This window comes from Emticicia sp. 17c, assembly GCF_037153985.1.
Taxonomy (GTDB): Bacteria; Bacteroidota; Bacteroidia; order Cytophagales; family Spirosomataceae; genus Emticicia.
In genome coordinates this window covers 88,101-113,296 of record NZ_JBBAYI010000015.1, presented here as the reverse complement: position 1 = coordinate 113,296, position 25,196 = coordinate 88,101, and the positions used below count along the sequence as shown (strand labels likewise).

Genomic DNA, 25,196 nt, shown 5'->3' with positions numbered 1-25,196 from the left:
TCATATCTGGGGTTCTATTGCTACTGCTTTACTTTTTTGGATGTTTTAACCCATTATTCACATTATTTTTAAATTGTTCAGCATATACCCAATAATAAATTTATAAATTTAATGTATCATTTTGTAAAACAAAAATGATAATTTTAACAAATTGTCGATATAAAAAGGAAATTATATAGATCACCGTAGATAAAGTTTATAAGTTTCTTTGTAGAGATTAATCTAAAATTCAGAAAGGTTTTAATCAACAATAATATATACTTACGACCTCGTAAAAATACAATTGTTGTGTAATCTTTAAACTAATTTCTTTTAAATAACTATAATGATTAATGTAAATAACTTAATTAAAATTTATAAATCTTATGGATTTGAAGTAGAAGAACATTCAACCAGCGAGATAGCAGTTTTTTCATATAAGCAAGGACGTTATTTTGGTGTGGATATCGTTCCACTAATTTCAAATGAGCAAATTTTAAAAGAGATAAATCGTCTTAAAACAGAATATTCAGATAGTGGCTTTGCAACAACTATTAGATATATAAAGGATGAAGAAGAGGCAGAAATAGAATTGTTTAGAAGCTTTTTTTCTTTTGATTCAACTATCGCAAGATTAAATCGTAAATACCAAGAGTTTGTTAAAAAACAAACAAATAATTTACTAGGCAGCAGATATAAATATATCACATCCCCTTTTGAAATATATAATACTGAAAGAGAAGGCAGACTTATAGAATTAGTAACCGATGTTATAATTAAGGAAGACAAAGCTCATTTAATTATAATTGAAGCAGCAGCAGGTTACGGCAAAACAAGTACCGCATATGAAATACTTGATTCTTTAATTCAGAGTGATTCTATTTTAAGCCCTATTCTTACAGAGCTTGCTCGTAATCGCGGAGCAAATATATTTCGTTATATTTTGCTTGATGTAATTGATAAGGAATTCCCTACTTTAAATTCAGAATTAGTCATTAAAGAAATACAAAAAGGCAGGGTACCTCTAATAATTGATGGATTTGATGAGCTACTAGATAAAGTTAATCTTGAAGCAGACATATCTTCCATTGAAGAAATAGAACCTATGCTTAATACTATTGGAGAATTGCTTATTGATAAAGCCAAAATTGTTTTAACAACAAGAAAGACAGCAATTTTTAATGATTATGAATTTGAGCAATGGATTAACAAATGGGGAAATAAATTTGAAATAATAAGAATAGCTATAAAAGAACCTAGTATAAAGGATTGGTTAGGACAAGAAAGGTTTCAAATCTTAGAAAATCATAATATGGCGCTGCATCACTTAGCTAATCCGGTCATGTTAGCTTATTTAAAAAGCTTAAATTTCGAAGATTATAATTCTGTAATTTCAAATGGACAAAATTTGGTTGACCAATATTTTCAAAGAATGTTGGAAAGAGAGAAAGATCGTCAGAATCTCTTAGCAACTCCTGAAACACAATTAATTATATTCAAAAATGTAGTAAGGTTATTATTAGAGTTGGATAGCACTTCAGAAAAGAAAGAATTTTTCAAAGAAATTATTAAAGATCAAAATATAAAACTCCTAGAAAGTACCCGTCTATTATATCCAGAAAAGCCAACGATTGACAATTTAGTCGATATTCTAGCTAATCATGCATTATTAGATCGCAAAGGAAGTGACGGAAATAAAATAGGCTTCATTAATGATTTTGTATTAGGTGTATTTATTGGAGAAATTATAAATGATATAGATTCAAGTTTAACTCATACTTCATATTCCGCTTACATGATTGAACTAGCAGTTACCGCATATAAAGTTCAAAGTGAAGAAAAAAGGCTATTACTATGGCAAAGAATTAATCAAGTTTATACAAGATTTAGTGATTATTCTCTCTTTATTTTCGATGTTGTTCTACTTAATCAAACTAAATCAAATTATACAGGACTTACGATAAAAGAAATAAGTTTTATTGCTACAGATTTTTCTCATAATGTAATCAAAGAATCTGTCTTTATTAATTGTACTTTTAAGAATTGCTATTTCGACCTTACAAAGCTTCAGGGAATAAGTTTTATCAGTTGTCAATTCCACAGATGCAAATGTATTCCACAAGAAGATCAATTTAATAACCATCCAGAGATTGTTGTAATTCAATGTTCTCAATATGATTGTTTAATTTTAAAAGATGAAGATAATTATCTTCAGGAAAGCCAAACCTTGATTGATGAATTAGAAAGAGATATCTTAGATTTACTTTGGGAGTTTCAAATGCATAGAAAGCATTATATAAGTGCAATTATTCGAAAGGTACATAATGCAAGTTATAGAAGAGTAAGTATTGCACTACAATCACTTGAAAGTAGAGGGTTAATCAAAATAAAAGGTAGTGAAGTTCAGTTTCAAATGAATAAAATTGATGATATAAGAAAATTAGTTCAATAAATAAATGATTAATTTAGAAAGAATTGCCAAACATTTAGTTGAAGAAATCAGTACAGAAATAAGTAAAGCAGGAATAATGCATAGAATATTTCATCGATGTAAATCAGAAAGCTCAATTAAATTGAAAATAGAAAATAAGCAGTACGATGGACATACAACATATCTTCGTGATTTAATTGGCTTACGGATAAACTTATATTTCGTAGACGATCTTCAGATAGTAAGCAATAAAATGCTTTCCCGATATAAAAAAATAGACGAAGCTATTGACAAAAAAAGTCAAACAGAATTTAAGCCTACTAGAATAAATTATGTTTTTCAAATTCCTGAAGCATTTAAAGTTGAATTTAAAGAGTCTGTTAAAGATAATCGCATTGATGATACTTTTGAACTTCAATTAAGAACGGTTCTTTCAGAGGGATGGCATGAAGTAGAACATGATCTTAGATATAAACATAAAAACCACTGGGAAAGTCATGACGATCTTGGGAGAATATTAAATGGTATTTTAGCTTCACTAGAAACAAATGACTGGTCAATGCTAGCTTTATTTGATACGTTATCCCATAGACATTATAAGGCCAAGAATTGGGATGCTATGTTACGAACAAAGCTTCGTATGCGTATAGATAGTAGTGTTCCACTCTCATCAGAAATTACAAATTTATTTCAAAAAGAACATGATTTAGTAAAAAAGGTCTTTAAATTCAATCGTAATACTCTCTTAAATGATTTATTAGATAACCAAGCAGTTTTTCCTTTGACAATAAATAACATCATTTATTTTTTAAATGCTCGCTATCTCAATAACAATTTAATTCGCGATTTAATACCAAATGTAATGCGAAGTACTTTCGAACAAGTTAGTTTGAAAGAAGTTTAAAGTTCTTAAAGAGATTTTTAACTTCTCGCTATTGGTATTAAAAGTAATACGGCTAGATTTGAGATGTTTCCCCAATTATCAGACCATATTTAATACACTATCTAAAGCATCATCAGTTGTTTTATTTATAAAGTTATTTTGATAACCCATTGTTGTTTTAATATCTGAATGCCTGTATAATTGTTGCAAAATATTAGCTGGGATACGATCCGCTGACAATTGCGCAAAAGTATGCCTAGAAATATGCATCGTTAACGGTTTATCCAGTTCAATAATTTTTGCTACTTTTTCTAAGTATTCATCACAGCTTTTAACTCTGGTCTTAATACGGATTTGCACATCATAGACTTTTGAAAGATCGGGCAGACTTGCCAAGTCATGAAAAACTAAATCATGAGCATTTATTCCGCGCGGATATTGTTCTAATATCTCTAGCACCTTTTCTGGCACTTTAAGAGAACCTGCTTTAAGGTTTTTTCCCATCGAATAATACAATCGATCATTTTGAAAGTCAGACCATTTTAAACGTAATAAATCTGATATACGCATTCCAGCAAAATAAAAAGAAATCAACCACAGATTCCGTGCATGATTTTCACCTTTGGGTAATTCAGCATTTTCTAATGCCCTTACTTCCTCAATACTTAAACCTATTTTCATGCTATCAGGAAATTTAATAGAAACTTTTCCTTTTCCGAACGGGTAATACTTAGAATCCACTAATCCTGCGGCTATTGCTCTATTGAAAATATTTCGTATGACTACAAAATAATTCATTACAGTTCTTTCCGAAACATTACGAGTACCTATTAGATACGCTCTGAACTTTTTCAGTAAGCTGGTATCAATTTCTGCAAAGTTTATATCTGAACCACCTAAAAACTTTCTAAATTGCTCAACCCTCGGAGAATCTGCTGATTTTTGATTGTATTTTCCGGTAGCTTCCAATTGGTCACAATATAACTTCGCTTGTCCAAAGAAAGATAAACCTTCTTGTGGTTTAATCTGTTTACGAACTGCTTTAGACGATACATCCTTATTAAGGGCAGCCATTTCTAACATTTTATCATTGGCTTCTACTTTCTTTTTAAGAATGAGATTGTTCAATCTAACAGAGTTAGGATGTGATTTTTTCACTTGTTCTTTCACCCCGTCCCAATCTACTTCTCGAATACGATGGCCTAAATAGAGATATGATGATTTTCTTTCTACAGTAACCCTGATTGCTAATGGATAAGTACCATCCTGATTACCCTTTTTGCGCAAGACAACTTTAAGAGAAGTAGCCATAAATTAAAACTTTAGATTTGTAGATATTCCTTATACAAATATACAAAGAATTGGTACAACATAGGTACAACAAATCATGTTTTTTTATAAATTTTACTGAACCTTAAATTTCACAAACAATTCATTATAAGTATTTTATAAATCATTAGAATACAATATAATACAAATCCCGCAGGACTTAAAATCCTGTGAGCCTAAACGCTCGTACGGGTTCGATTCCCGTCCCCGGTACAAGTACATGAAAGCCCTGATAATCAGGGCTTTTCGTGTTTTGATACACCACAACTGATACTTGATACAAAAATGAATGGATCAATCCTCAAAGTTGGGGGGCGGTAAAATAATTTCGGCCTTTGCCTATTAAGAGAAAACAGATGCAAGGGAATTACAGAGAATTATTAAAGTTATTGTTACCAACTATCATTATTGAGAATTTTGAACTTACTTCCTATAAGACCACATCAGAAGTAATGCACTTATACCTACAAGAGATTAATCAGATACCTAAAGAGTTTGAGAATCAGAAGCTGGAATCTAAGCCTACGCGGCCCAAGGATTTTTTGATGAGATAACCTTTCAGGACTTTGAGACTGTAAATTAAACTGTGTCAAGGTAAAATTTACTTAAAATGTTAATTTTACTTTAAACACAGTTTTTTTTATGGAAGAGAAAGAAGAAATAGTTTTCGATAAATTCCATTAAGGAATCTCCTACATATTTATTATATTCATCATCATACAAATCAATTTCATAGATTTTTCCTGTTTCTTTATTAAAAGCATAGTGAAAGGTTCCGCCACTTGATCCAAAAATATAATACTTGCCAAATACTGAATCATTTTCGTATTGCCTGTTTACTTCAACAATATCATCTAAGCTCCAAATGGCTATATAATGCTCGCCAATTGCCCCTTGCATGGGAATCATACTCATTCAATCCAAAAGCATCAATATACTCTTTGCCTTGAAACAAGAATTTCCAGTCACCTGCTGTACCAATCCCCTGTAAAACTTCTCCCCAAAGACCGTAATGGTTCTCTTGTGCAAGATAAACAGAATCGTTTAGCTTCTCAAAAATGACTCTTGTGTTTCCTAAATGGTCAGCAATAAAATATTGGTAGTGTGCCAAACCCTGTGCATCAAAAAGGAATTTGCACACGCATTAGACCTTAAACAGCCATATATTAGCGAAGTTGAAAAAGACTTGACGAGTATTAGTCTGGAGACATTGAAGAAAATGCTTGATTGGAATAATCGTTATAAAAATGGTGATAAAACCAAACTCCATTTGAGTGAGAAAACAACAAGTAACGCTCAACAACCAGACTATTTATCTTAAAAAAGGCAACAAGCTACAAGTTTATTCCCTTTCTTATCAGCATAGGTACCACATAATAAAAACATGGACTTTTATGGCGCATAATCAAGATTTTCTGCGGATATTACCACACCTTTCTTAGCACATTCAACATTAATCATTGCTTATGACTAATCAACCACTCAAGCACATAGCCCTGGCGTTTTCGGGCGGTGGCTTTAGGGCAGCCTCATTTAGTTTAGGTTGCCTTAGTTATCTGGAACACTGTAAAAAACTCGAAGAGGTATCATTTATTGCCTCAACCTCAGGGGGTACTATTGCTAATCTGAGCTACACCCACATGCTTTATGAAGGAGCTACTTTCGAAGCCTTTTATGCCCACCTGAAAAAATTCCTCGATGGTGAAACGGCACTTAAAACAGCTTTCGATATACTGAACAGCAGCAAAGCATGGGATGATACTCCCGACAAAGGCCGTAATCTCATAAACGCCTTCGCCAAAGCTTATAATCAGGACCTCTTTAACGGGGCCACTTGGAGCAAGCTCTTCGACACCACAGGCGAAAAACATGTTAAACAGATATGCGCCAACTCAACCGAGTTCAAGAACGGTATCTCGTTTCGTTTCCAGAATGCCAATGGTGTTACCAGCACAGGTATCACAGGCAATTACCTGTTGTTTCTGCGAGAAGCCGCTCCGTTTGAAACCCTCAGAAAACTTCGTCTGGGCGATATAACGGCGGCCTCGTCGTGCTTTCCGATGGGGTTTGAGCCAATTATGTTTCCCGAAGATTTTACTTACCATACCAGTCAGATAACACTCAGTAAAAGTGCACTGTTTGATATACTCGATACGCACGATGCCGCTAATCAGGCAGCTTCTTTATCACCCTCGGTCGAGAAACACGGCTCTGGATTGGAGTTTCAACTTACCCAACAAGTAGAAGGACTCGAAAACAGCAGGAACACCACTCTTAATGAAAAACCTACACAAAGCCATAAGCCATTCGGTTTGATGGATGGCGGCATAACCGATAATCAGGCTATTCAGAGTCTGATGCTTGCCGACGAACGCCGTAACGGTGGGAATTTTGGTACACTCATTGTCTGTGACGTAGCCAGCCCATTCATGGATGCCTACCAACTACCCAAAGTAAGCAAGAACTTCTTGGCTCAGTTCTCGTTAACCAAATGGGGGATATTATATTTTGCTTTGACTATTTTAATAGGGCTTCTAGGGTGTTACTACAAAAGCCCTGTACTCTATACCATAGCGGGCATAATGGCATCTATTCCGATATTTATAGGAATCTGGATATTTTCTAAACTGTCAGGTAAGAATGCTAACAACAGTTGGGTGAAAATGATAAAAAAATACATTGGTTATTTCTTTACAATTCCGGTAGGGTCTTTCTGGCAGATGCTTCAAGCAAGAATTGACTCAACGGTTATTATGGTAAGCGATGTTTTCCTGAAACAGATACGCCGGATGTGGTACGACCAACTCTATACCAACAATAAATATGAAAACCGCCGAATGTCGGTACTTGTATACGAACTTAGCACCAAACACTACCCCGTTACAGAGGCGCGTCTCAACGGGAAAGACAGAAAAGTACAGCAGATAAAGGCACTCGTTGAGCAGGATGGCCTCAAACCTAGTGAAGCGATGCAGAAAATAGCCCAGAAAGCAAGCGAAATGGGTACAACACTGTGGTTCGACGAGCATAATGTAAAAGACAAAGTAATGGAAGCCCTCATAGCCACAGGGCAGTTCACGATGTGTTATAACCTTATTATGTATCTCATTAAACTCGAAGTAGAAGCCCCCGCGCTTGTTACTACTGAGCTAAGTAACCTTAAAAAACAGTTACTAGCCGACTGGAAAGAGTTTTTGAAAAAACCTGAGTTTTTGGTATAAAACCAGTTTCCCTTTATAGGGTTATCTTTAAGGATTAGTATTTAAAAATGGCTCTGCTTTAGGAGCCATTTTTTTTTATTTCTTCCGTTTCAAGGCGTTGTATTCTTCCACAATCTTCTGGATATCCTGCACCTGATAACCCTCAGCACCAATACGTTGAAGTAAGTGGGGGGTATCAGCTAAAAAAAGACTGGCTACTTCATAAAAGTCATCGTTTTTGTCAGGAACCCGTACGCCAGCCGTATCATTTTTTTTCAGATAAAACTCTTTTACCAGAATGGTTTCCTCAACAAAAGTCTGGCGGTTATTAACAGTCTGGGCCTTACGGCTATGTTTACTTACCTCATAAGCCAGTAAGTTAAGGTCGCCCTTTATGGCATAGGCTGCCAGTATACGCTGGGGTTTATCATTTTTACCAAGTACCTCAAATTGTAGATACTCGCGCGTTCCGTCAGGAAAATGCTTTATAACCGACTGCACATTTTTGCTCTCAATAGTCGATTTCTTGCTGGTGCGGGCATCTTTAAAAGAAAAGCTATTGTCGGCAATGGGCGATGTACTCCCTTTTAGTACTGTACCATTGGTAAGCGTTATCTCGCTGGTAGTATAAGCCACTTTTCTGTTAATCGACTGGCAGGCCACAAACCCGAAGGCCATCAGGCCACAAACGATACTTCGTTGAAGAATTATATTCATGTAAAGTAAATTTTGGTTTCATGGGTAATGCCATGAAACATAATTGCTTTGGTTTAATATCAGCCAATATAGTAAAATTTAGGATTAGAGAAACAACAGCCGCAAAGAAGAAACACATATATTTAAAAAATACGGCAAAATAGTGCCAAAGGCAAGTACAAAAAGAAATCCCGCCAGAAGAAGCCCCCTACCCGAGAGACAACTAAAGCGGGAATTTCAGGTATATTCAAAGGAGTTTACGGGTTCACTTCATATACGGCATTACCGTTGATTTTGATAGAATTGCGGTGGAAAGCCTGTGTAAATTCAGAAGCAGGAATCGTTATTTCGACAGTAGCGCCCGGGCTTAAAGTTCCTTTATAAATATTACGTTGATTGTCACCATCAATGGCCGTATCAATATGTGGATGATGCACCCAAGCCTGAATATTCACAGGGCCAGTGTTTGTCATCCTGACCACGTAAGTTTCTTTGGGCAGATACACACAACAGTCGGGGCCATTTAAATCGTGTATATCAGCCCTTCTTGGGTGGTTATTGCCACAGCTACCACCTAAGTCACCACTTAAAGCACCTGTATGCTGGGTCATTCGTACCCATTCTTTACCTGCCGAGTCTGTAATAGTATATTCACATTTAGCTAACGTATTTGCGGTTTTGAATCGTTCAACATAAGTTAACGAGAACAGTAACAACTGAAATTCAACGGTGTTCTCTTTTTGGGTCGAGATAGATGGGTCACAGAGCAGTACCTCTGCAAACTGGCTGGTACAAGGCAGCACGCTCAAAGCCGAAGCCGTCGTGCGTAGCATACCTCCCTGTGTGTGCTCTTCTGACTTAAAGCCACCAATAAAGGGGTCTTGTGTAAAAGGCTGTGCCACTGTAAAGCCCTGAAATTGCGTTTTTGCCTGCGCGATAAATTCAAGAGCCACTTTATCGGGGTCTATTTTTACTTTGGCATCTCCGCTAACTTTATACCATGTAATACGTTCCTTGTTTTTAAAAGCCAGAAAAACACCATCATTGTTACTAATATCTAGTTCTTCCATAAGTAAAAGAAAGGGTTTAAAATTTGAATATCACAGCAGAAATTCTGCAAAAATCAGTAAAGTAATAGTAGTTAATTACACCGTACAAGCCAATATAATTTTATTTTACGGTTCCAAAATAGGCATTTATTTATTATATGGTAAGCATGGGGGTTATATGTGGCATTCAGACAGAAATGTTTATCTTTGAAAATGGTATTAAATAGTTGAATCAATGACAACCAACCAGCAGATTGACCGTATACTAGCAACCCTTTACGACTATCAGGTAATGCAGAAGCTACCCCCTGAAACGCTACCAACCTACGAAACACTGTGTAAAAACCTGTTTGACCAAACAAACCTGCTCCCAGAAAAACACTACCAGAACCTTTTATACATGCTTGTGAGCAAAAGGCTTATTACTCCCCATGCACCTACGCTAGCCGAAGCCTTTACCAAGCCTATAAGCCTTAGACCGGAAGTAGTAGAATGGTACGGTGAGTTTCATTCATACCTTGATTACCTGCAATACCTCGAACATAAAAATCAGCCTAAGGCTTTTGCCGAAGACTGGACCGACGAGACCGACACCAACCCAGAGGTAACAGGCAAGGGCTTTATTAATACAATTCCGGTCTGGGTTAAAGTCATCGTACTCTTACTTGTGTTAGCAGGCATTGCTTTTTTACTTATCTAGGTGGCTCATAGTTGCGCTAGTTAATGGAATTTTATCAGCAAAAAACATGTCAGTTCAGATAAAAATCGTAAAACCTGAAGCATCCATTGCCGACTTCGTAGAGAGCTTCTGGCTGTTGCATAATACATCGGCCGAAGCCAAAGAAGCGATTATTCTGCCCGATGGCCGCATCGATTTATTTGTATCCGAATCAGCTACCGAGCCTTTCCATATTACACTGTTAGGGCTTGAAACCGGTGCCTCACATACAAGCGTTGCGGCAGGTATACGAATGTTTGCTGTCAGTTTTAAACCTCTAGCCACCGAATATGTACTGCACGAGCCAGTGGCCCACCTGCTCAACAATGCCCAGTTAGTTCAGCCTGATTTTTGGGGTTTTGAACCTGCCGATTTAAAAGATTTTGAGCACTTTTGCCAGAAAGCCACCATCCTGATAAAAGCCCGCCTGACTAACCCTATCGACGAACGCAAGCGTAAACTCTTCGGACTGATTTATGGCTCCGGTGGCTCAATGAGCGTAAAAGACCTATCGGCTAATGTATACTGGAGCAGCCGACAGATAAATCGTTATTTTACCCAACAATATGGGCTTTCGCTGAAAGCCTATTGTAATATCCTACGTTTCAGGGCATCGTTTAAACACATCAAAGAAGGTAAGCTCTTTCCTGAACAGAATTTTGCCGACCAGTCGCATTTTATCCGAGAGATAAAAAAACTATCAGGTTTTGCTCCCAAAGAATTATTAAGGAATAAAAACGACCGATTTATCCAATTATCGACCCTGCCTGAAAAATAACTTTGCACCATTAAAACTATTAATGGTATGCCAATACACAACAAACAAATAGCAATTGTAGGCGGTGGCCCCGGAGGCTTAACCCTTGCCAGACTTTTAGAGCAAAATGGTGCTAACGTAAAAGTATATGAACGTGATATAAACAAAGATGTAAGGGTACAGGGTGCTACCCTTGACCTACACGAAGATTCGGGGCTGGAAGCTCTTCGGAAAGCAGGTTTAATAGAAGCTTTTTATGCGAATTATAGACCACAAGCAGGAAAATTAAAGATTCTTGATAAAGCTGGAATAGTGCATCTGGACGACCACACAGCAGAAGATTTTGGCGAGCAACGGCCCGAAATTGACAGAGGACCCTTAAGAAATATCTTGCTGGCATCGTTAAAACCAGATACAGTTGTCTGGGACAGCCAGTTTGTTTCAATGCAACCACAAAACGAAGGCTGGTTGTTGCAGTTCAGAAACCACACCACCGCCTATGCCGATGTAGTAATTGCAGCCGATGGAGCTAACTCAAAAATCAGGTCATACTGCAATCCGATTAAAGCCGTTTATTCAGGTATTACAATCATAGAGGGAAACCTGTACAATGCTGCCAGCAATGCTCCTGCTTTGTGGAAACTGGTAAATGGCGGAAAGATATTTGCTTTTGGTGATGAACAATCGCTCATTCTGAGTGCTAAAGGTGATGGTTGTTTATCGTTCTACACGGGTTGTAAGGTGGTCGAAAACTGGCTCAGCGAAAGTAACATCGATTTTTCGGATAAAACACAGGTAGAAAACTGGTTTAAAAGTGCTTTTGGCTCTTGGAATAGTATATGGCTGGAATTATTTGCCAGTAACGAACTTAGCTTTGTACCTCGACCACAATATCATTTTCCGCTCGATCAGTATTGGGAAACCCTCCCTAACCTGACATTGCTCGGTGATGCGGCTCATCGAATGCCACCCTATGCCGGCGAAGGCGTAAATATGGCTATGCAGGATGCCCTCGAACTAGCCGAATGCTTGCTGAATCCAGCTTTTCAGTCGGTACAGGAGGCCCTCACAGCTTATGAAAACCAGATGCGTCAGCGGGCTTCAACTGTAACCCAGTTAACGCTCGAATCAACAGAGATGCTTCATTCCGGCAATGCTATTGAGCAAATGTTACAGGCGTTTCAGGGAGTAAAATAAGTCAGCGGAAATTTCTATCAGAAAACTTCTCCGAAATTGAAATATAAATTTCGAGAGCCATCACCGCCAATGCCGTAGTCAATGGCAAGGTTGGCTCTCGAAAACTTATTTACCCGAATCCTGAGGCCAGCCCCAATAGCGGGCATTATTTTATTGAACCGCCGGGTATCAGGTTCACTGACAGTTTGCAGATTTGAAAACACAACCCCACCAAATAACTGGTTTCGGGTCAGAGTAAACCTGTATTCTGTTTCCAGATACATCAGGTTTTGCCCCCTGTAACGCCCCTGAATAAACCCTCTGCCTGTGTTTACGTTGGTATCCCAGCCAGTACTGGGCATATCCAGATAAGGCACATGGCCGTGCGTAAAAAAGTTATAAGACCAAAGGGCAAGTACATGATTACCATTACCCGAAAGATTAAAGTATTTACGTGCATCGAGCAGCAACGACTGGTAGTTGGTATTACTGCCGAGGCTTTTGAGGGTTTGTTTCAGTACCATATTGGCATAAAAGCCTCTTGAGGGGCTCATGGCATTGGTGCGATTGTCAAACAGTAAGGCAACGGTAGGCCCTGAAGATACCGAAGCACCCGAAGTACCGAGGCTATAACCGGATATTTCGGTAACGATGTCATCTTCGGTCAGGCTTTGTATTTTCCAATGGTAATCAAACTGGTAGCCAATACCTACATATAACCCAGATGCAACGCTCCGCATGAGGGTCTGATAAAGTTTCAGATACCTGAAATTCATATCGATACCTTTATCGAGCGAGGTATTCATGCCTAAACCATAAGTAGACTGCGGGTAATTCATTAAACGCCAGTCGGTCGAGAAGAAATATTTATTGTTTTTAGAGAAATAACTGCTTGTTCCTTGCAGAATAGACTGCCGGTTCTGGGTGTAAGTAGCCAGTATATTAAAAATAGAAACATTAGCGTTGGTGTTTTTCAGGGCCACATTAGTCACAAACTGAACCAGAAAGCGGCTTTGTGGCGCATACCCCACATTAGGCAAAAAAGCAACCACCTTGCCGCCTTCTTTCAGCGAGGTAGAGTCGGTTTTTCGGGGTTTTGAAATATCAAAAGCCGTCCTCAGCAAATCAATAGCATCTTTCTGCTGCGAATAGGGAACCTGCGCCAGTAGTAAAGTCGGGCTAAAGATTATAATAAAAATAATAAATGCTTGTCGGTTCATCCCATCAACAAAAAGCCAGAAGTAAGTAAATGTGGTATTAATATCTAGACGAAGCAAAATTAAAAAAGGTGGCACAAAACCACCTTTCTATTAACAAAGATTTTTACGGGAATGTTCAGCAAAAACTATGGCAGCCCAAATTCAAGCTCATGAGGTCGGTAATTATTCTATCACAGGCAGGGCACATGAAGCAATACGTATAATTACCAACGGAGCCAATTCTGCTACCATAGTTAAGAGTTACTTTTGTGCTGTATTGCTCAGGGAGTCTAACTTCGCGTTCCGTCCTGCCTGTTTATGGCTTAGTTTACATTGTTTTTTACGTATTCAGACAAAACCTTATCTATTTCATGAATAGGCATGGCGTCAGATAAATTAACTTTGTTGAGGGCTTCTACAAAACCAAGCTGGTCTGAAAAAACTTCTTTCACATTCGTAGCAGTTAGAGGATAAATAGCACTCTGGCTGTTTCGGCTAAAATAGTATGTATTCTGAAAATCATCTTTAATATTGCCTTCGCCTATTTTTTCACCAAGCGAATAAAAAATAACCGACAAGCCTTTGGGTGCATAAGCTATGGTATAATCCTGATTATTGTAGGTGCGGTAATCGACATTATTTTTGCGGAAACCCCAGATTTCAGATTTAGGATATTTAGTTTTTTCGGCGTTTTCGGTCAGGATAACCTTGTTATTAAATTCACGGATATGGAAGGTTTTTGATTTTTTATCGAAGCCTTTTTCGGGTATTCCGTTTTCAAATTCGGAAGCATTCAGAAAAATTCCATTTTGTGGAATATCATCTGTCAACGAAGCTACTGTGGTGTTGTTACTAGCAAGCGTAGTAGTAAAGTTTGTTTGCGCGTTTGAGAATAGCGGCAAGGCTAAGATGCCTACCATTACGATGTTCTTTTTCATTGTTCTGGTCATTTAAAATTGATGTGACGATTTAATTCAAATGAATGCGCTGCTACATATAGGCAACGGTTTCATTGGTTTGGTTTTGCGTAAAAAAAATTCATTGTGGCTTTGTTGTTTTTGATGCAACAAAGTAAGAACATCGGTCTAAAATCTATTTAAAATTTATATTAAAGCTCCGTTAAAACAGAATGTACTTACTAAGCCTTTAGTATGATACTTTAACTCCAATAGCGTGTATTTAAACAAAAAATTATACCTATGATTTAGGCCCATTACTTGTAAGAAAGAATCTTTTTAGAGAATTTAACAGAAAGTTTTAAAGCCAAGCTAAAACACATGAAACAAACATTCTCTTTTTACCTGCTTTTGTTAGGTATTTGCGTAGGTAGTGCCTATGCCCAGCCAGTAACACAGAAAATCTCCATGCCGCCTATTCCTGCAACGCTGGAGTTTGCTGGTGAAAAAGTACCCCTCCAAGACCCTATCGTGTACGAACAACTACAACAGGAACTCGTTAAAAATGTTTATAAACACTCTTCAACTTTATTTATACTGAACAGAGTAGCTCGGTATCGGGATAAAATAGTGGGGATTCTGACCAAGAATAAAGTTCCTGCTGATTTCTTTTATCTGGCAGTTATTGAAAGTGAGCTGTGGCCTTATGCCAACTCTGGCAAAGCGGCAGGCTTCTGGCAGTTCAGAGATACCACTGCCAAAGAATATAAACTGGAGGTTACAAAGTTTGTCGACCAACGCCGTGACCTAGAGTTATCAACACAGGCGGCCTGTAATTTTCTGAACTCGATGAACAAAACTTTTAAAAACTGGACACTCACCGCAGCGGCCTATAATTCAGGTCGTACGGCTATCATGAACACCCTAAAAGCGCAAGGAGTAGAATCGTACTACGACCTTCATCTGACGCTCGAAACCAACGATTATATTTTCAGGATACTGGCTCTGAAACTGATTTGTGAGAATCCGGCTGCGTATGGTTTTATTGTAGAGAAACCAGAGGCTACTGTTCCGACCATAAATGTATCAGTAAGCGAAGATATTAACCTCATCGACTTTGCCCGTAAATACAACATTACCTATAAAACTCTTAAATATTATAATCCGTGGCTTGTGTATAACCCAGGTTCGGTTAAAACCGACAAATACTATGAAGAGAATAAATTTATGAATATCATGTTTGAAGTAAAAGAAGGTAAAAGCTATCAGTTTGTGATACCTACCAAACCATAAGCTGACCGAAAATACACATTAAAGAACTATTGTTTTTCTGGTACTTGCCACTAACGAAGTAAACTGCCACAGCTATTAGATTTATGATTAAAAGGTAGCACTCATACTATTATAAAAAACAAACAGGTGTTTTTAGCTAATGGGCTATCTCAAAAAAATACTATTATTTATTCGGTTTTAGGAGCGATAAGAGGCAGATTTAACCCTTTTTTATATACTTTTGGATATAACCCTATATTATAAAAAGTACCATTTTTTACCTTGTATTATTGTATTTCCTAGAATTTACGGTGAAAAAATTGTATTTTATATTTTTTTTTCGTATGAGAATAGTATTTCATTTGCAAAATTATTTATTCGTCGGAACGATTAGTAATTTTTTGCAATTATGTGACATTTTCTTTGGGAAATACAAAAAAATAAAATAAAATTTGTAGTCAGTCTGTCCTATAGACTGATTACAGCAAAAGTTGTTTTAGAAAGTCGTAAGATTTTATCTTACGATTTTTCTTTTTATAGACCCTTGCTTTTTTATCATACGGGACGAAAAAGCAAATGCCAAAATCCGTCAGTAAAAAGGACTTTGGCATCAGTTGTTTCGGCAGTTCCGATTATAAAAAGGCTAAAAACAAAATTCTTGGTTTAGTTAAGGGTGCAAAAGTTATCTGAGAAAATTATAAATGTCAATTGTCCTATATGTCGACAAATTTTGTAGTTTTATTTTGAAAAAACAACACTTTGTCGTGTTATTTGATAATAATTTACGTTTTGGGGTAAATCTGAACATAGATTTTAATAATAACAGCGTATAAATACCTGAAAAAAAACAAAGTCTAAAAAAAATCAGTAGCTAGAAATGCCATATTCAGGATAAAAAGCAAGTGCTTACATACAGCTTGCCATTTACGCAATGCAAAAAAATATTTGAGAAGTTGTATTGGCCTGTAAGAATAATCGGAATGTGGTTTTATATAATCAAGGGCAAGGCATCAAATAAGCTACTTATTTTTCCAGACGGCTCAAGGTTTCTCTGGATACACCCAGATAATGCGCTATGGTTGTTTTAGAAACCCTTTGGAACAATACCGGATATTGTTCCAACAATAATTCATATTTTTCTTTGGCAGAGTTTTTCATTAAAGAAAGTACACGCTTTTGTAAGGCTACAAATCCACTAAAGGCTTTTCGTCCATGAAATTCATACATTTTGGGCAGTAGTTTACACATTTTATCTTTATTATCCATTGTCAGCTCAAGCACTATGCAGTCTTCTAATGCTTGCACACACAAGTCTCCTTTTCCCTGAATTTTATAGGCTGGGTAATCTGATATCCACCAGTTTTCCATCGCAAACTGGACAATAAATTCCTTGCCGGCATCGTCATACATAAACGCTTTCAACAGACCTTTAACTACAAAAAATTCGGCCTTTACGGTTTGCCCCTCCTTGATTAAAAAATCTTTTCTGTTGATAGTTTTGTATGAAAAATGAGCCAACACAACATCGAATTCCTCATCGCTCAGAGGAATAATTTCTTCAATGTGTTTCCTTAAAAAAGAAGCGTATTCCATTTTGCAAAAATACAAAAAAGAATACGCCATTTTTATTTTACTACCAACAAGATTACCTGCTTAAAGCATCTTTTATTGCTTCGCCTACCCCTTTGGCAGACTGCGGGTTCTGGCCTGTAATTAATCTGCCATCGACTGTTACATGAACCTGCCACGGGGCCGACTTCTCATAAATTCCGCCAAGTTCTTTCAGCTTGTCTTCGAGTAGAAAAGGCACTACATGGGTTAGTTTTACTATTTCTTCCTCCTCGTTGGTAAAGCCATTAACTTTTTTACCTTCTACCAGAAACTTGCCGCTACTTAGTTTAATACCAGTTAACCCAGCCGGGCCATGACAAACCGCTGCTACTACTCCGTTGTTTTCATAAATTTGTGCTGCAATGCTGGCTATTTTCTCCTCATGAGGTAAGTCCCAAACGGCTCCGTGTCCGCCAGCATAAAAAATGGCTTTATAGTCTGCCGGATTCACTTCATCAGGTTTCATGGAGTGAGAAATTTTTTGCTGATAGTAGTTGTCTTCCCAGAATTTTTTATTGGCAGCATCTTGTAAATCGAACCCATCAACCGGAGGATTTCCACCTTTGGGGCTCACAAAATCAATTTCAAACCCTGCTTCTGTTAATACTTCCCACGGATGAGACACCTCTCCAAGATAATAGCCTGTTTTCTGACCAGTGTTTCCTTTGGTATCGTGGCTTGTTACCACAAATAATATTTTCGGTTTCATGTCTGTTGTTTGTGTTAATTGTTGATGTGGGTGGCAAGCAGCCAAAACCCATATAATAGCTAATAATTCTATGCCTCTGAAAAAAACTCTCATACACAAATGGTTTCATCAATTAAAATGCTGTTTAAATGCGCCAGATATTGCTCGTGGTAGCTGGCAATACGCTCAGGGGTAGCATTTTTTTCGAGGTCGTGAAAATGAAAACCCTGAATTTTCTCCATGCCTGTAAATGCATTCATGCGATGAAAACCAAACAGTACCCCATCATCTACCGACGTTTCATTGAAAAACTCACCGGGTAGTGTAAAAGCGGTGTCGGGGGCATTCCATGTAGTATTAATCATGTATTGTTTACCGTGCATCAGTCCGCCTGTACCATAATTAATAGCCGGATTACTTCTGGAGCGTCCGTCGCTTCGGTACATACCGTTGTTATGCCCAGCTGTAAAAACTTCGTCGATGTATTTTTTGAAGCGATTAGGAACCTGAAACCACCAGATAGGTGTGTTGTAGATAATGACATCGGCCCATTTAAAATTTTCTACTTCATTATCTGGAACAAAATCATTATTAATGTCTGTCATTCTCACCTCAAAACCATTCGAGGTGAGGTAGTCGGTTGTCCATGCGGTTAATGTTTTATTAAAAGCACCGCCAGAATGGGCAAATCGTTGCCCTGCGTTAATTACGAATACTTTTTTCATATCTCGTTTTTTTGATGATACAAAGTTCCGTAATCTGCACGAACGTAACCTGTGAGCTAAGTCACAAGTTTTGCTGATACCTCTTTAATGAAGTTATGCTTGTTGGTCTGACAAAGGCTAAGTGCCTCTGTATGGCTCTAGTATTGGGCAAAGGCTTACTTTGTTGTACTTATTTAAAATGTTTCTCCTATTAACTCATGGTTAACAAAAGCACCCGTAGCCGAACCAGTAGCAACCGCTAGAGCTACCGAGCGCATAGGGTTGGTGGCATCGCCACAGGCAAAAACACCTGCTACCGTGGTTTTCTGAAACGCATCTACTTTTATTAATCCCTGTTCGGTTAATTCGCAACCCAAAGCCAAAGGTATATTGGTCGACTGCACAAAAGCTGGTCTTGCATAGATGGCCTTCAGATGAAAGGTTGACTCATCCTGAAAAACCACAGCATTTAGCTGCCCGTTGGTTTGGTCGAAGTGCGCAATCGGAGTTTCAATTATTTCAATACGGCGTTGTTTGAGTTTTGTCTGCTGCTCAGGGCTTAATGTAGATGGCCCGTTGGTAAAAATAACAAGTTGCTGGGTCCAGTTATGAATTAATTGTGCATAATGAAAAGCCATATCACCATTAGCCAGTATACCCGTCTGCTGGTTTCTTACCTCGTAACCGTGGCAATAAGGGCAATGAATAACCGAAATACCCCAGCATTCGGCAAAACCTGTTATATCAGGCATCAAGTCTTTAATACCTGTGGCAAATATAATTTTCTGGCCCCGAAAAAGGTCGCCCTTTTCAGTAATAAGCTCAAAACCTTTTTCTGTTCTTACACAGTTAATGGCTTTCCCTTCATAGAACGTTACGCTTGCATATTGCTTTACCTGTGCCAGAGCCGTAGCGGCAATAGTAGCAGGTTTCTGGCCATCTTGTGTAAGAAAATTATGCGAATGGGGCGTTTGTCTGTTGCACGGCTGCCCGCTGTCAATCAATAAAACACGCCTTAGCGACCTCCCCAAACTCATTGCTGCCGATAGCCCTGCGTAGCTTCCGCCTATAACGAGTACCTCAAAATTATTATCTGCCATTTGAAACTTACTTTTAACAAGGCAAAAGTATAGCTAAAAAAATAAATATGCAACATTGTTGCATAAATTAAATAAAATAATTCAAGCATAGTGAGACCTACTTTTGCCAAGAAAAAAGATATAACATCAGAAACTGCAATACCCACAAATAATGAATGAAACATATTTGGTTTACCCAACAAGCCTATCACCTGATTTCTTGAGTTAATCAAACCCTATTCTCTTTACATATCAAGCCAATTACCATTCGCACCCACCAGCCTTCTTTACAATACTTATAAAATATAACTTGCGGCTTGCCGTACACATATAGAAAACAGACTTGTTGGCAGGGTTGCAAAAATTTTTTCTGTTTTTGCTAGCATATCCTACACAATGTCGTAATTTTAGAAATTCAACCAGCCGGAGGGCTAATAACCGGCATCTATAAAAAAACCTATCAGTAACTTATGAAACGAAGAGACTTCTTGCAAAAGGGAGCCATGGCACTTGCTGCTACTACGGCTCTGTCGAGCGATTTATTTGCCAGCAAAAAGAAAGGAGAAATCGTAGGGGTTCAGCTTTACTCAGTACGTGAAGACATGAAGAAAGACCCCCTCGGAACCTTGAAAAAAGTAGCCGAAATGGGCTACAAAAACGTAGAACACGCCAATTACATTAACCGCAAGTTTTATGGGTATTCGGCTACTGAGTTCAAGAAAATACTTGACGACCTCGGCCTGAAAATGCCTAGTGGCCACACCGTAATGGGCAAACAACATTGGGATGAAGCTAAAGGAGAGTTTACCGACCTCTGGAAACAAACCGTTGAAGATGCTGCTATTTGCGGGCAGAAATATGTTATCAGTCCGTGGCTCGATGTAAGTCTGCGTAAAGACCTTGACAGCCTGAAACGCTTCATGGAAGTATTCAATAAATCGGGTGAACTATGTCAGAAATCGGGCATGAAATTTGGCTACCATAACCACGATTTCGAGTTTAGCCTGAAACTTAGCAGTGTAAAAGTTTATGACATTATTCTGCAAAATACTGACCCTAAACTGGTTATTCAACAACTAGACATAGGTAATATGTATGGTGGTGGCGGAAGAGCCGTTGAGTTATTGAAACAGTATCCGGGTCGTTTCGAGTCGATGCACGTAAAAGATGAAATTGCCGTAGCTGGTGGTAACGAAAAATACGAAAGTACCATTCTTGGCACCGGTATTATTGGTGTTAAGGAAGTGCTTGACCTCGGCCGTAAAATGGGCGGTACTACACATTTTATTGTAGAGCAAGAATCGTATCAGGGCAAAGCTCCAATCGATACCATCAAAGAGGATATCCAGATACTTAACAAATGGGGTTATAAATAATAAACTCCGCCTCTGCCCTACTCAAGGGCAAGTTGGTAAAAGCCCTACTTTTCGTCTGCGTAACATCGTAAAGCGTAGGCGAAAGGTAGGGTTTTTCAGAAAAATACTTCTTCAATCTTTCTATGAATCGCCGGAAACTCATTAAACAAATTGGTGGAGGGGTGCTATCTTCGTTCTTCTGGCACCAAGCCTCTGCATTTACAGGCGGACCTTTCCGTATCGGAGCCTGCGACTGGTCGATTAACAACACCGGAAACCTCGGAGCAATGGAAATGGCCAAACGAATCGGGCTTGATGGTGTTCAGCTAAGTCTGGGGTCGGTAGAAAACAATATGCACCTGCGCCAGCCAGAAGTGCAACAAGCCTACAAAGCTCTGGCCGATATTTTTCAGGTGGGTTTCACGGGGTTAGGTATTGGCGAACTAAACAACATACCTTATAAATCAGACGACCGCACCGACCAATGGGTATCAGACAGCATCGACGTTGCCCACGCACTGGGCATACGGGTAGTACTGCTGGCTTTCTTCTACAATAACGATTTAAAAAACGACCCACAGGGGCAGGCCGTAGTTATCAGGAAACTAAAAGAAGTAGCTCCAAAAGCCGAAAAACTAGGCGTAATACTAGGCATAGAGTCATGGTTGAGTGCAGCCGAGCATCTGCGTATCATCGAAGCCGTAGGTTCAAAGGCCGTAAAGTGTTATTATGATGTAGCTAACTCCGAAAAAATGGGTTATGATATTTATCAGGAGATTGTGTGGCTGGGCAAACAGAATCAGATATGTGAGTTTCATTTCAAGGAAAACGGTTTTTTATTAGGGCAAGGTAAAGTCGATTTCGCACGGATAAGGCGTTGTATCGATGAAATAGGTTATACGGGCAATATCCAGATTGAGGGCGCAGTACCTGAAGGCAAAAGCATGTATGAAAGCTATTTACAGAACAACACATTTGTCAGGAAGCTAATGCAGTAACACAAAGACAGCATACATGAGATGGGGTTTTATCTAGAAGTCTAGCAATTTACTAGATATTTTATCTAAAAAGCTAATAGCTAAAGGTTAAACCAACTATTAAAGATTTCATTACGATAAAATTTATCTGTGTTTATAATAGATTGTCTTAACAACTGATTTTTAAATTTGTTATATTTGCAGAACAATTTTGAATGAATCACTCTTGGAATATTGTTCTATCAGAGAAATGTTCATTCTCCGCCGTGGCGGGGTAGTTTAATCACTCATCTCAAATCCCGATGAAAATCAATCTCAATACTCAAGAATCCTTTGAAAGCCGTCACCAAGGCAAAAGCGAAAAAGACCTTCAGGCCATGTTGAAAACCATCGGTGCTGATTCGCTTGAAACACTCATCAATGAAACTGTTCCATCGCAGATACGTCTGCAAGCACCCTTAAACTTACCGCCTGCCAAGTCAGAAGCCGAATTTCTGGCCGATTTCAAAGCGCTGGCACAAAAGAATAAAATCTTCAAGTCATATATCGGCACAGGGTATTATGACACCATCGTGCCTAACGTTATTTTAAGAAATATTCTTGAAAACCCAGCTTGGTACACGGCTTACACGCCGTATCAGGCCGAGATTGCACAAGGGCGACTTGAAATGTTGTTAAACTTCCAGACGATGGTTATCGACCTTACGGGTATGGAAATTGCCAATGCCTCGTTGCTCGACGAAGCCACCGCCGCTGCCGAAGCCATGACCATGCTACACAGCCTGCGCCCCGCGGCCAAGAAAAACGCCAATACTTTTTTCATTTCGGAGCTTTGCCATCCGCAAACTATCGATGTAGTGCTTGGCCGTGCCAAACCACTAGGCATTACAGTAGTGGTAGGCAACCACGAAACCTTTGACCTGACACAGGAAGATATATACGCTGTATTGCTGCAATACCCTGCTACCAATGGCGAAGTGTATGATTATACAGACCTTATTGCTTCGGCACACGAGCTTAATGTTTCGGTAGCCGTAGCCGCCGACCTCCTCTCGCTTACCTTACTGACCCCTCCGGGCGAAATGGGAGCCGATGTTGTAGTAGGTTCGGCACAACGCATGGGTGTTCCGATGGGCTATGGTGGGCCTCATGCTGCTTTCTTTGCTACCAAAGAAGCATTCAAACGCCATATACCCGGGCGTATCATTGGTTTATCTGTTGATGCACAGGGGAATCCGGCATTACGTATGGCTCTACAAACCCGCGAGCAGCACATCCGCCGCGAAAAAGCCACTTCAAATATCTGTACAGCACAGGTGTTGTTGTCGGTTATGGCAGCCGCTTACGGCATTTATCATGGGCCAGAAGGCTTAAAAAATATAGCAGCTAAAGTACACGGACTAACCAAAATCTTTGCCGAGTCGGTTCAAGGACTTGACTATCAGTTGCTTACCCGTAATTATTTCGATACCGTTACACTTCATACCGAAGACAGCGCAAACCTTCGTGCTATTGCCGAACGGGAAGGCGTAAACTTCAGATACCTCGACCAAGGCAACGTAAGTATTTCGTTCGACGAAACCAAAACCCTTGCCGATGTAGAACAACTACTTTATATTTTTGCAGAAGCCAGCGGCAAAACAATAAAAATCAGCCTAAAATCGGAAATAGACATTGTTTTTGCGCCACGTCTGAACCGTACATCGGCTTACATGACGCATCCGGTTTTTAGCAGCTACCATACCGAGCATGAAATGCTACGTTACCTGAAATCACTTGAGAACAAAGATTTATCTCTGGTACACTCAATGATTTCGCTTGGAAGCTGTACCATGAAACTCAACGCCACGGCCGAGATGATTCCGGTTACATGGCCTGAGTTTGGCAAAATTCACCCGTTTGCTCCACAAGAACAGGCACAGGGGTATCAGCAATTATTTGAAGAACTAAACGACTGGCTTTGTGCCATTACAGGCTTCGCGCGGATGTCGCTGCAACCTAACTCAGGCGCACAAGGCGAATATGCCGGCCTGATGGTTATCAGGGCATACCACGAAAGCCGCGAAGAAGGTCACCGCAATATAGCCCTCATTCCATCGTCGGCACACGGAACTAACCCAGCATCAGCCGTGATGGCAGGTATGCAGGTAGTAGTAACTAAATGTGACGACAGAGGCAATATCGATGTTGATGACCTAAAGGCTAAAGCCGAGCAATATGCCTCAAATCTGGCGTGCTTAATGGTTACGTACCCATCAACACACGGCGTTTTTGAAGAATCTATCAAAGAAATCTGTGAAATTATTCACCAGAATGGCGGTCAGGTTTATATGGATGGTGCCAATATGAATGCACAGGTAGGCTTAACGTCTCCTGCAAGTATCGGAGCCGACGTGTGCCATCTGAACCTCCACAAAACGTTCTGTATTCCACATGGTGGTGGTGGCCCGGGTATGGGACCAATCGGCGTAGCACAGCATCTGGTGCCGTTCCTGCCTAACCACAAGGTAGTAGCAGTTGCAGGTTATGAAGGTGTACACGCTATTTCGGCGGCTCCTTATGGCAGTGCCAGTATCCTGACTATCTCTTACGCATATATTGCCATGATGGGAGCCACAGGCTTAACCAATGCCACTAAACACGCCATCCTGAATGCCAATTATATTAAAGCACGCCTGCAAGACAGCTACCAGATTTTGTATACAGGTAGCAATGGTCGTTGCGCCCATGAGATGATTGTCGATTTACGTCCGTTCAAAGCATCGGCAGGTATCGAAGCCGAAGACGTAGCCAAACGCTTAATGGATTACAACTTCCATGCGCCTACGTTGTCGTTTCCGGTAGCCGGAACCCTCATGATTGAGCCAACGGAGTCAGAATCAAAAGCTGAACTTGACCGTTTCTGCGATGCACTACTTAGTATTCGTGAAGAAATCAGCGAAATAGAAACAGGTAAAGCCGACAAAGCTAGCAACGTACTGAAACACGCCCCTCATACAGCAGCAGTTGTGATGAACACCAACTGGGACAGACCTTACAACAGAGAACAGGCGGCGTTTCCGTTACCTTATGTTAAAGCCAACAAGTTTTGGGCAAGTGTTAGCCGTGTTGATTCGGCCTATGGCGACAGAAATCTGGTATGTGCCTGCCCACCAACAGAATCTTACGAAGGCTAAGCATTTATCAGTCAGTATAAT

At 39.2% G+C, this 25,196-nt stretch carries 22 protein-coding genes; 12 read left to right on the top strand and 10 right to left on the bottom strand.

The window, feature by feature from the left end; translation table 11 throughout:
• The first annotated feature begins 325 nt into the window (after window positions 1–325).
• Together WAA15_RS22305 and WAA15_RS22300 are read left to right on the top strand one after the other, a co-directional pair.
• A complete protein-coding gene (locus tag WAA15_RS22305; protein ID WP_337045060.1) occupies window positions 326–2,431 on the top strand; it encodes a hypothetical protein in 2,106 nt (701 codons plus the stop codon).
• A 4-nt stretch (window positions 2,432–2,435) separates the two neighbouring features.
• A complete protein-coding gene (locus WAA15_RS22300) occupies window positions 2,436–3,314 on the top strand; it encodes a hypothetical protein (RefSeq protein WP_337045059.1) in 879 nt (292 codons plus the stop codon).
• Between the two features lie 78 nt (window positions 3,315–3,392).
• Here WAA15_RS22300 and WAA15_RS22295 read toward each other — a convergent pair whose 3' ends face one another.
• On the bottom strand, window positions 3,393–4,604 hold the full coding sequence (locus WAA15_RS22295) for a site-specific integrase (protein ID WP_337045058.1): 1,212 nt from the start codon (window positions 4,602–4,604) through the stop codon (window positions 3,393–3,395).
• Window positions 4,605–5,246: 642 nt separating this feature from the next.
• On the bottom strand, window positions 5,247–5,531 hold the full coding sequence (locus tag WAA15_RS22290; protein WP_337045057.1) for a hypothetical protein: 285 nt from the start codon (window positions 5,529–5,531) through the stop codon (window positions 5,247–5,249).
• Between the two features lie 169 nt (window positions 5,532–5,700).
• Here WAA15_RS22290 and WAA15_RS24605 point away from each other — a divergent pair, with 169 nt between their 5' ends.
• Together WAA15_RS24605 and WAA15_RS22285 are read left to right on the top strand one after the other, a co-directional pair.
• Window positions 5,701–5,943, top strand: a complete 243-nt coding sequence (locus tag WAA15_RS24605) for a helix-turn-helix domain-containing protein (RefSeq protein ID WP_442892823.1) — start codon at window positions 5,701–5,703, stop codon at window positions 5,941–5,943.
• A 145-nt stretch (window positions 5,944–6,088) separates the two neighbouring features.
• Window positions 6,089–7,843: a patatin-like phospholipase family protein gene (locus WAA15_RS22285; RefSeq protein WP_337045056.1), complete on the top strand. Its 1,755-nt coding sequence runs from the start codon at window positions 6,089–6,091 to the stop codon at window positions 7,841–7,843.
• Between the two features lie 75 nt (window positions 7,844–7,918).
• Here the strand turns inward: WAA15_RS22285 and WAA15_RS22280 are convergent, their stop codons facing one another.
• Both WAA15_RS22280 and WAA15_RS22275 read right to left on the bottom strand, forming a co-directional pair.
• Complete coding sequence (locus WAA15_RS22280; RefSeq protein ID WP_337045055.1) at window positions 7,919–8,539, bottom strand: hypothetical protein; 621 nt, start codon at window positions 8,537–8,539, stop codon at window positions 7,919–7,921.
• Between the two features lie 236 nt (window positions 8,540–8,775).
• The gene (locus tag WAA15_RS22275) at window positions 8,776–9,588 is read right to left on the bottom strand and encodes a hypothetical protein (RefSeq protein WP_337045054.1); all 813 of its coding nucleotides are present in this window, start codon (window positions 9,586–9,588) and stop codon (window positions 8,776–8,778) included.
• A 214-nt stretch (window positions 9,589–9,802) separates the two neighbouring features.
• On the opposite strand from WAA15_RS22275, the gene WAA15_RS22270 reads away from it, so the two are divergent.
• Genes WAA15_RS22270 through WAA15_RS22260 form a run of 3 tightly spaced genes read left to right on the top strand, consistent with a single transcriptional unit; the run spans window position 9,803 to window position 12,239 of the window.
• Complete coding sequence (locus WAA15_RS22270; RefSeq protein ID WP_337045053.1) at window positions 9,803–10,267, top strand: hypothetical protein; 465 nt, start codon at window positions 9,803–9,805, stop codon at window positions 10,265–10,267.
• A 46-nt stretch (window positions 10,268–10,313) separates the two neighbouring features.
• Window positions 10,314–11,063 (top strand): helix-turn-helix domain-containing protein, encoded by a 750-nt coding sequence (locus WAA15_RS22265; protein ID WP_337045052.1) that lies wholly within the window; start codon window positions 10,314–10,316, stop codon window positions 11,061–11,063.
• Between the two features lie 27 nt (window positions 11,064–11,090).
• Window positions 11,091–12,239, top strand: a complete 1,149-nt coding sequence (locus WAA15_RS22260) for an FAD-dependent oxidoreductase (RefSeq protein ID WP_337045051.1) — start codon at window positions 11,091–11,093, stop codon at window positions 12,237–12,239.
• Window positions 12,240–12,256: 17 nt separating this feature from the next.
• On the opposite strand, the gene WAA15_RS22255 is transcribed toward WAA15_RS22260, so the two are convergent.
• Entirely contained in the window at window positions 12,257–13,495 is a 1,239-nt protein-coding gene (locus tag WAA15_RS22255; protein WP_337045050.1) for a BamA/TamA family outer membrane protein, read from the bottom strand.
• Between the two features lie 11 nt (window positions 13,496–13,506).
• Between WAA15_RS22255 and WAA15_RS22250 the strand changes: the two genes are divergently transcribed.
• Window positions 13,507–13,641, top strand: coding sequence for a hypothetical protein (locus tag WAA15_RS22250; protein ID WP_337045049.1), 135 nt, complete (start codon window positions 13,507–13,509; stop codon window positions 13,639–13,641).
• A gap of 99 nt (window positions 13,642–13,740) precedes the next feature.
• On the opposite strand, the gene WAA15_RS22245 is transcribed toward WAA15_RS22250, so the two are convergent.
• Entirely contained in the window at window positions 13,741–14,355 is a 615-nt protein-coding gene (locus tag WAA15_RS22245; RefSeq protein WP_337045048.1) for a hypothetical protein, read from the bottom strand.
• A 339-nt stretch (window positions 14,356–14,694) separates the two neighbouring features.
• On the opposite strand from WAA15_RS22245, the gene WAA15_RS22240 reads away from it, so the two are divergent.
• The gene (locus tag WAA15_RS22240; protein ID WP_337045047.1) at window positions 14,695–15,606 is read left to right on the top strand and encodes a lytic transglycosylase domain-containing protein; all 912 of its coding nucleotides are present in this window, start codon (window positions 14,695–14,697) and stop codon (window positions 15,604–15,606) included.
• 1,002 nt (window positions 15,607–16,608) lie between these two features.
• Here WAA15_RS22240 and WAA15_RS22235 read toward each other — a convergent pair.
• From WAA15_RS22235 to WAA15_RS22220, 4 genes are all read right to left on the bottom strand, one after another.
• Complete coding sequence (locus tag WAA15_RS22235) at window positions 16,609–17,178, bottom strand: Crp/Fnr family transcriptional regulator (protein WP_337045046.1); 570 nt, start codon at window positions 17,176–17,178, stop codon at window positions 16,609–16,611.
• A gap of 52 nt (window positions 17,179–17,230) precedes the next feature.
• The gene (locus WAA15_RS22230; RefSeq protein WP_337045045.1) at window positions 17,231–17,998 is read right to left on the bottom strand and encodes a type 1 glutamine amidotransferase domain-containing protein; all 768 of its coding nucleotides are present in this window, start codon (window positions 17,996–17,998) and stop codon (window positions 17,231–17,233) included.
• Window positions 17,995–18,609: an NAD(P)H-dependent oxidoreductase gene (locus tag WAA15_RS22225; protein ID WP_337045044.1), complete on the bottom strand. Its 615-nt coding sequence runs from the start codon at window positions 18,607–18,609 to the stop codon at window positions 17,995–17,997. The genes WAA15_RS22230 and WAA15_RS22225 overlap by 4 nt, the downstream gene beginning before the upstream one ends.
• A gap of 173 nt (window positions 18,610–18,782) precedes the next feature.
• Complete coding sequence (locus WAA15_RS22220; protein ID WP_337045043.1) at window positions 18,783–19,688, bottom strand: NAD(P)/FAD-dependent oxidoreductase; 906 nt, start codon at window positions 19,686–19,688, stop codon at window positions 18,783–18,785.
• Window positions 19,689–20,137: 449 nt separating this feature from the next.
• On the opposite strand from WAA15_RS22220, the gene WAA15_RS22215 reads away from it, so the two are divergent.
• From WAA15_RS22215 to gcvP, 3 genes are all read left to right on the top strand, one after another.
• Window positions 20,138–21,043, top strand: a complete 906-nt coding sequence (locus WAA15_RS22215) for a sugar phosphate isomerase/epimerase family protein (RefSeq protein WP_337045042.1) — start codon at window positions 20,138–20,140, stop codon at window positions 21,041–21,043.
• A 122-nt stretch (window positions 21,044–21,165) separates the two neighbouring features.
• On the top strand, window positions 21,166–22,020 hold the full coding sequence (locus tag WAA15_RS22210; protein ID WP_337045041.1) for a sugar phosphate isomerase/epimerase family protein: 855 nt from the start codon (window positions 21,166–21,168) through the stop codon (window positions 22,018–22,020).
• 281 nt (window positions 22,021–22,301) lie between these two features.
• Complete coding sequence (gcvP, locus tag WAA15_RS22205) at window positions 22,302–25,175, top strand: aminomethyl-transferring glycine dehydrogenase (protein WP_337045040.1); 2,874 nt, start codon at window positions 22,302–22,304, stop codon at window positions 25,173–25,175.
• The last annotated feature ends 21 nt before the right edge of the window (window positions 25,176–25,196 follow it).

Coding starts and splice junctions, on each gene's coding strand:
- WAA15_RS22295 (WP_337045058.1), bottom strand. CDS start 4,604: ATGGCTACTTCTCTTAAAGTTGTCTTGCGCAAAAAGGGTAATCAGGAT.
- WAA15_RS22290 (WP_337045057.1), bottom strand. CDS start 5,531: ATGATTCCCATGCAAGGGGCAATTGGCGAGCATTATATAGCCATTTGG.
- WAA15_RS22215 (WP_337045042.1), top strand. CDS start 20,138: ATGAAACGAAGAGACTTCTTGCAAAAGGGAGCCATGGCACTTGCTGCT.
- WAA15_RS22210 (WP_337045041.1), top strand. CDS start 21,166: ATGAATCGCCGGAAACTCATTAAACAAATTGGTGGAGGGGTGCTATCT.
- WAA15_RS22275 (WP_337045054.1), bottom strand. CDS start 9,588: ATGGAAGAACTAGATATTAGTAACAATGATGGTGTTTTTCTGGCTTTT.
- WAA15_RS22230 (WP_337045045.1), bottom strand. CDS start 17,998: ATGAGAGTTTTTTTCAGAGGCATAGAATTATTAGCTATTATATGGGTT.
- WAA15_RS24605 (WP_442892823.1), top strand. CDS start 5,701: ATGGTCAGCAATAAAATATTGGTAGTGTGCCAAACCCTGTGCATCAAA.
- WAA15_RS22280 (WP_337045055.1), bottom strand. CDS start 8,539: ATGAATATAATTCTTCAACGAAGTATCGTTTGTGGCCTGATGGCCTTC.
- WAA15_RS22240 (WP_337045047.1), top strand. CDS start 14,695: ATGAAACAAACATTCTCTTTTTACCTGCTTTTGTTAGGTATTTGCGTA.
- WAA15_RS22285 (WP_337045056.1), top strand. CDS start 6,089: ATGACTAATCAACCACTCAAGCACATAGCCCTGGCGTTTTCGGGCGGT.
- WAA15_RS22260 (WP_337045051.1), top strand. CDS start 11,091: ATGCCAATACACAACAAACAAATAGCAATTGTAGGCGGTGGCCCCGGA.
- gcvP (WP_337045040.1), top strand. CDS start 22,302: ATGAAAATCAATCTCAATACTCAAGAATCCTTTGAAAGCCGTCACCAA.
- WAA15_RS22235 (WP_337045046.1), bottom strand. CDS start 17,178: ATGGAATACGCTTCTTTTTTAAGGAAACACATTGAAGAAATTATTCCT.
- WAA15_RS22305 (WP_337045060.1), top strand. CDS start 326: ATGATTAATGTAAATAACTTAATTAAAATTTATAAATCTTATGGATTT.
- WAA15_RS22245 (WP_337045048.1), bottom strand. CDS start 14,355: ATGAAAAAGAACATCGTAATGGTAGGCATCTTAGCCTTGCCGCTATTC.
- WAA15_RS22225 (WP_337045044.1), bottom strand. CDS start 18,609: ATGAAAAAAGTATTCGTAATTAACGCAGGGCAACGATTTGCCCATTCT.
- WAA15_RS22300 (WP_337045059.1), top strand. CDS start 2,436: ATGATTAATTTAGAAAGAATTGCCAAACATTTAGTTGAAGAAATCAGT.
- WAA15_RS22270 (WP_337045053.1), top strand. CDS start 9,803: ATGACAACCAACCAGCAGATTGACCGTATACTAGCAACCCTTTACGAC.
- WAA15_RS22220 (WP_337045043.1), bottom strand. CDS start 19,688: ATGGCAGATAATAATTTTGAGGTACTCGTTATAGGCGGAAGCTACGCA.
- WAA15_RS22265 (WP_337045052.1), top strand. CDS start 10,314: ATGTCAGTTCAGATAAAAATCGTAAAACCTGAAGCATCCATTGCCGAC.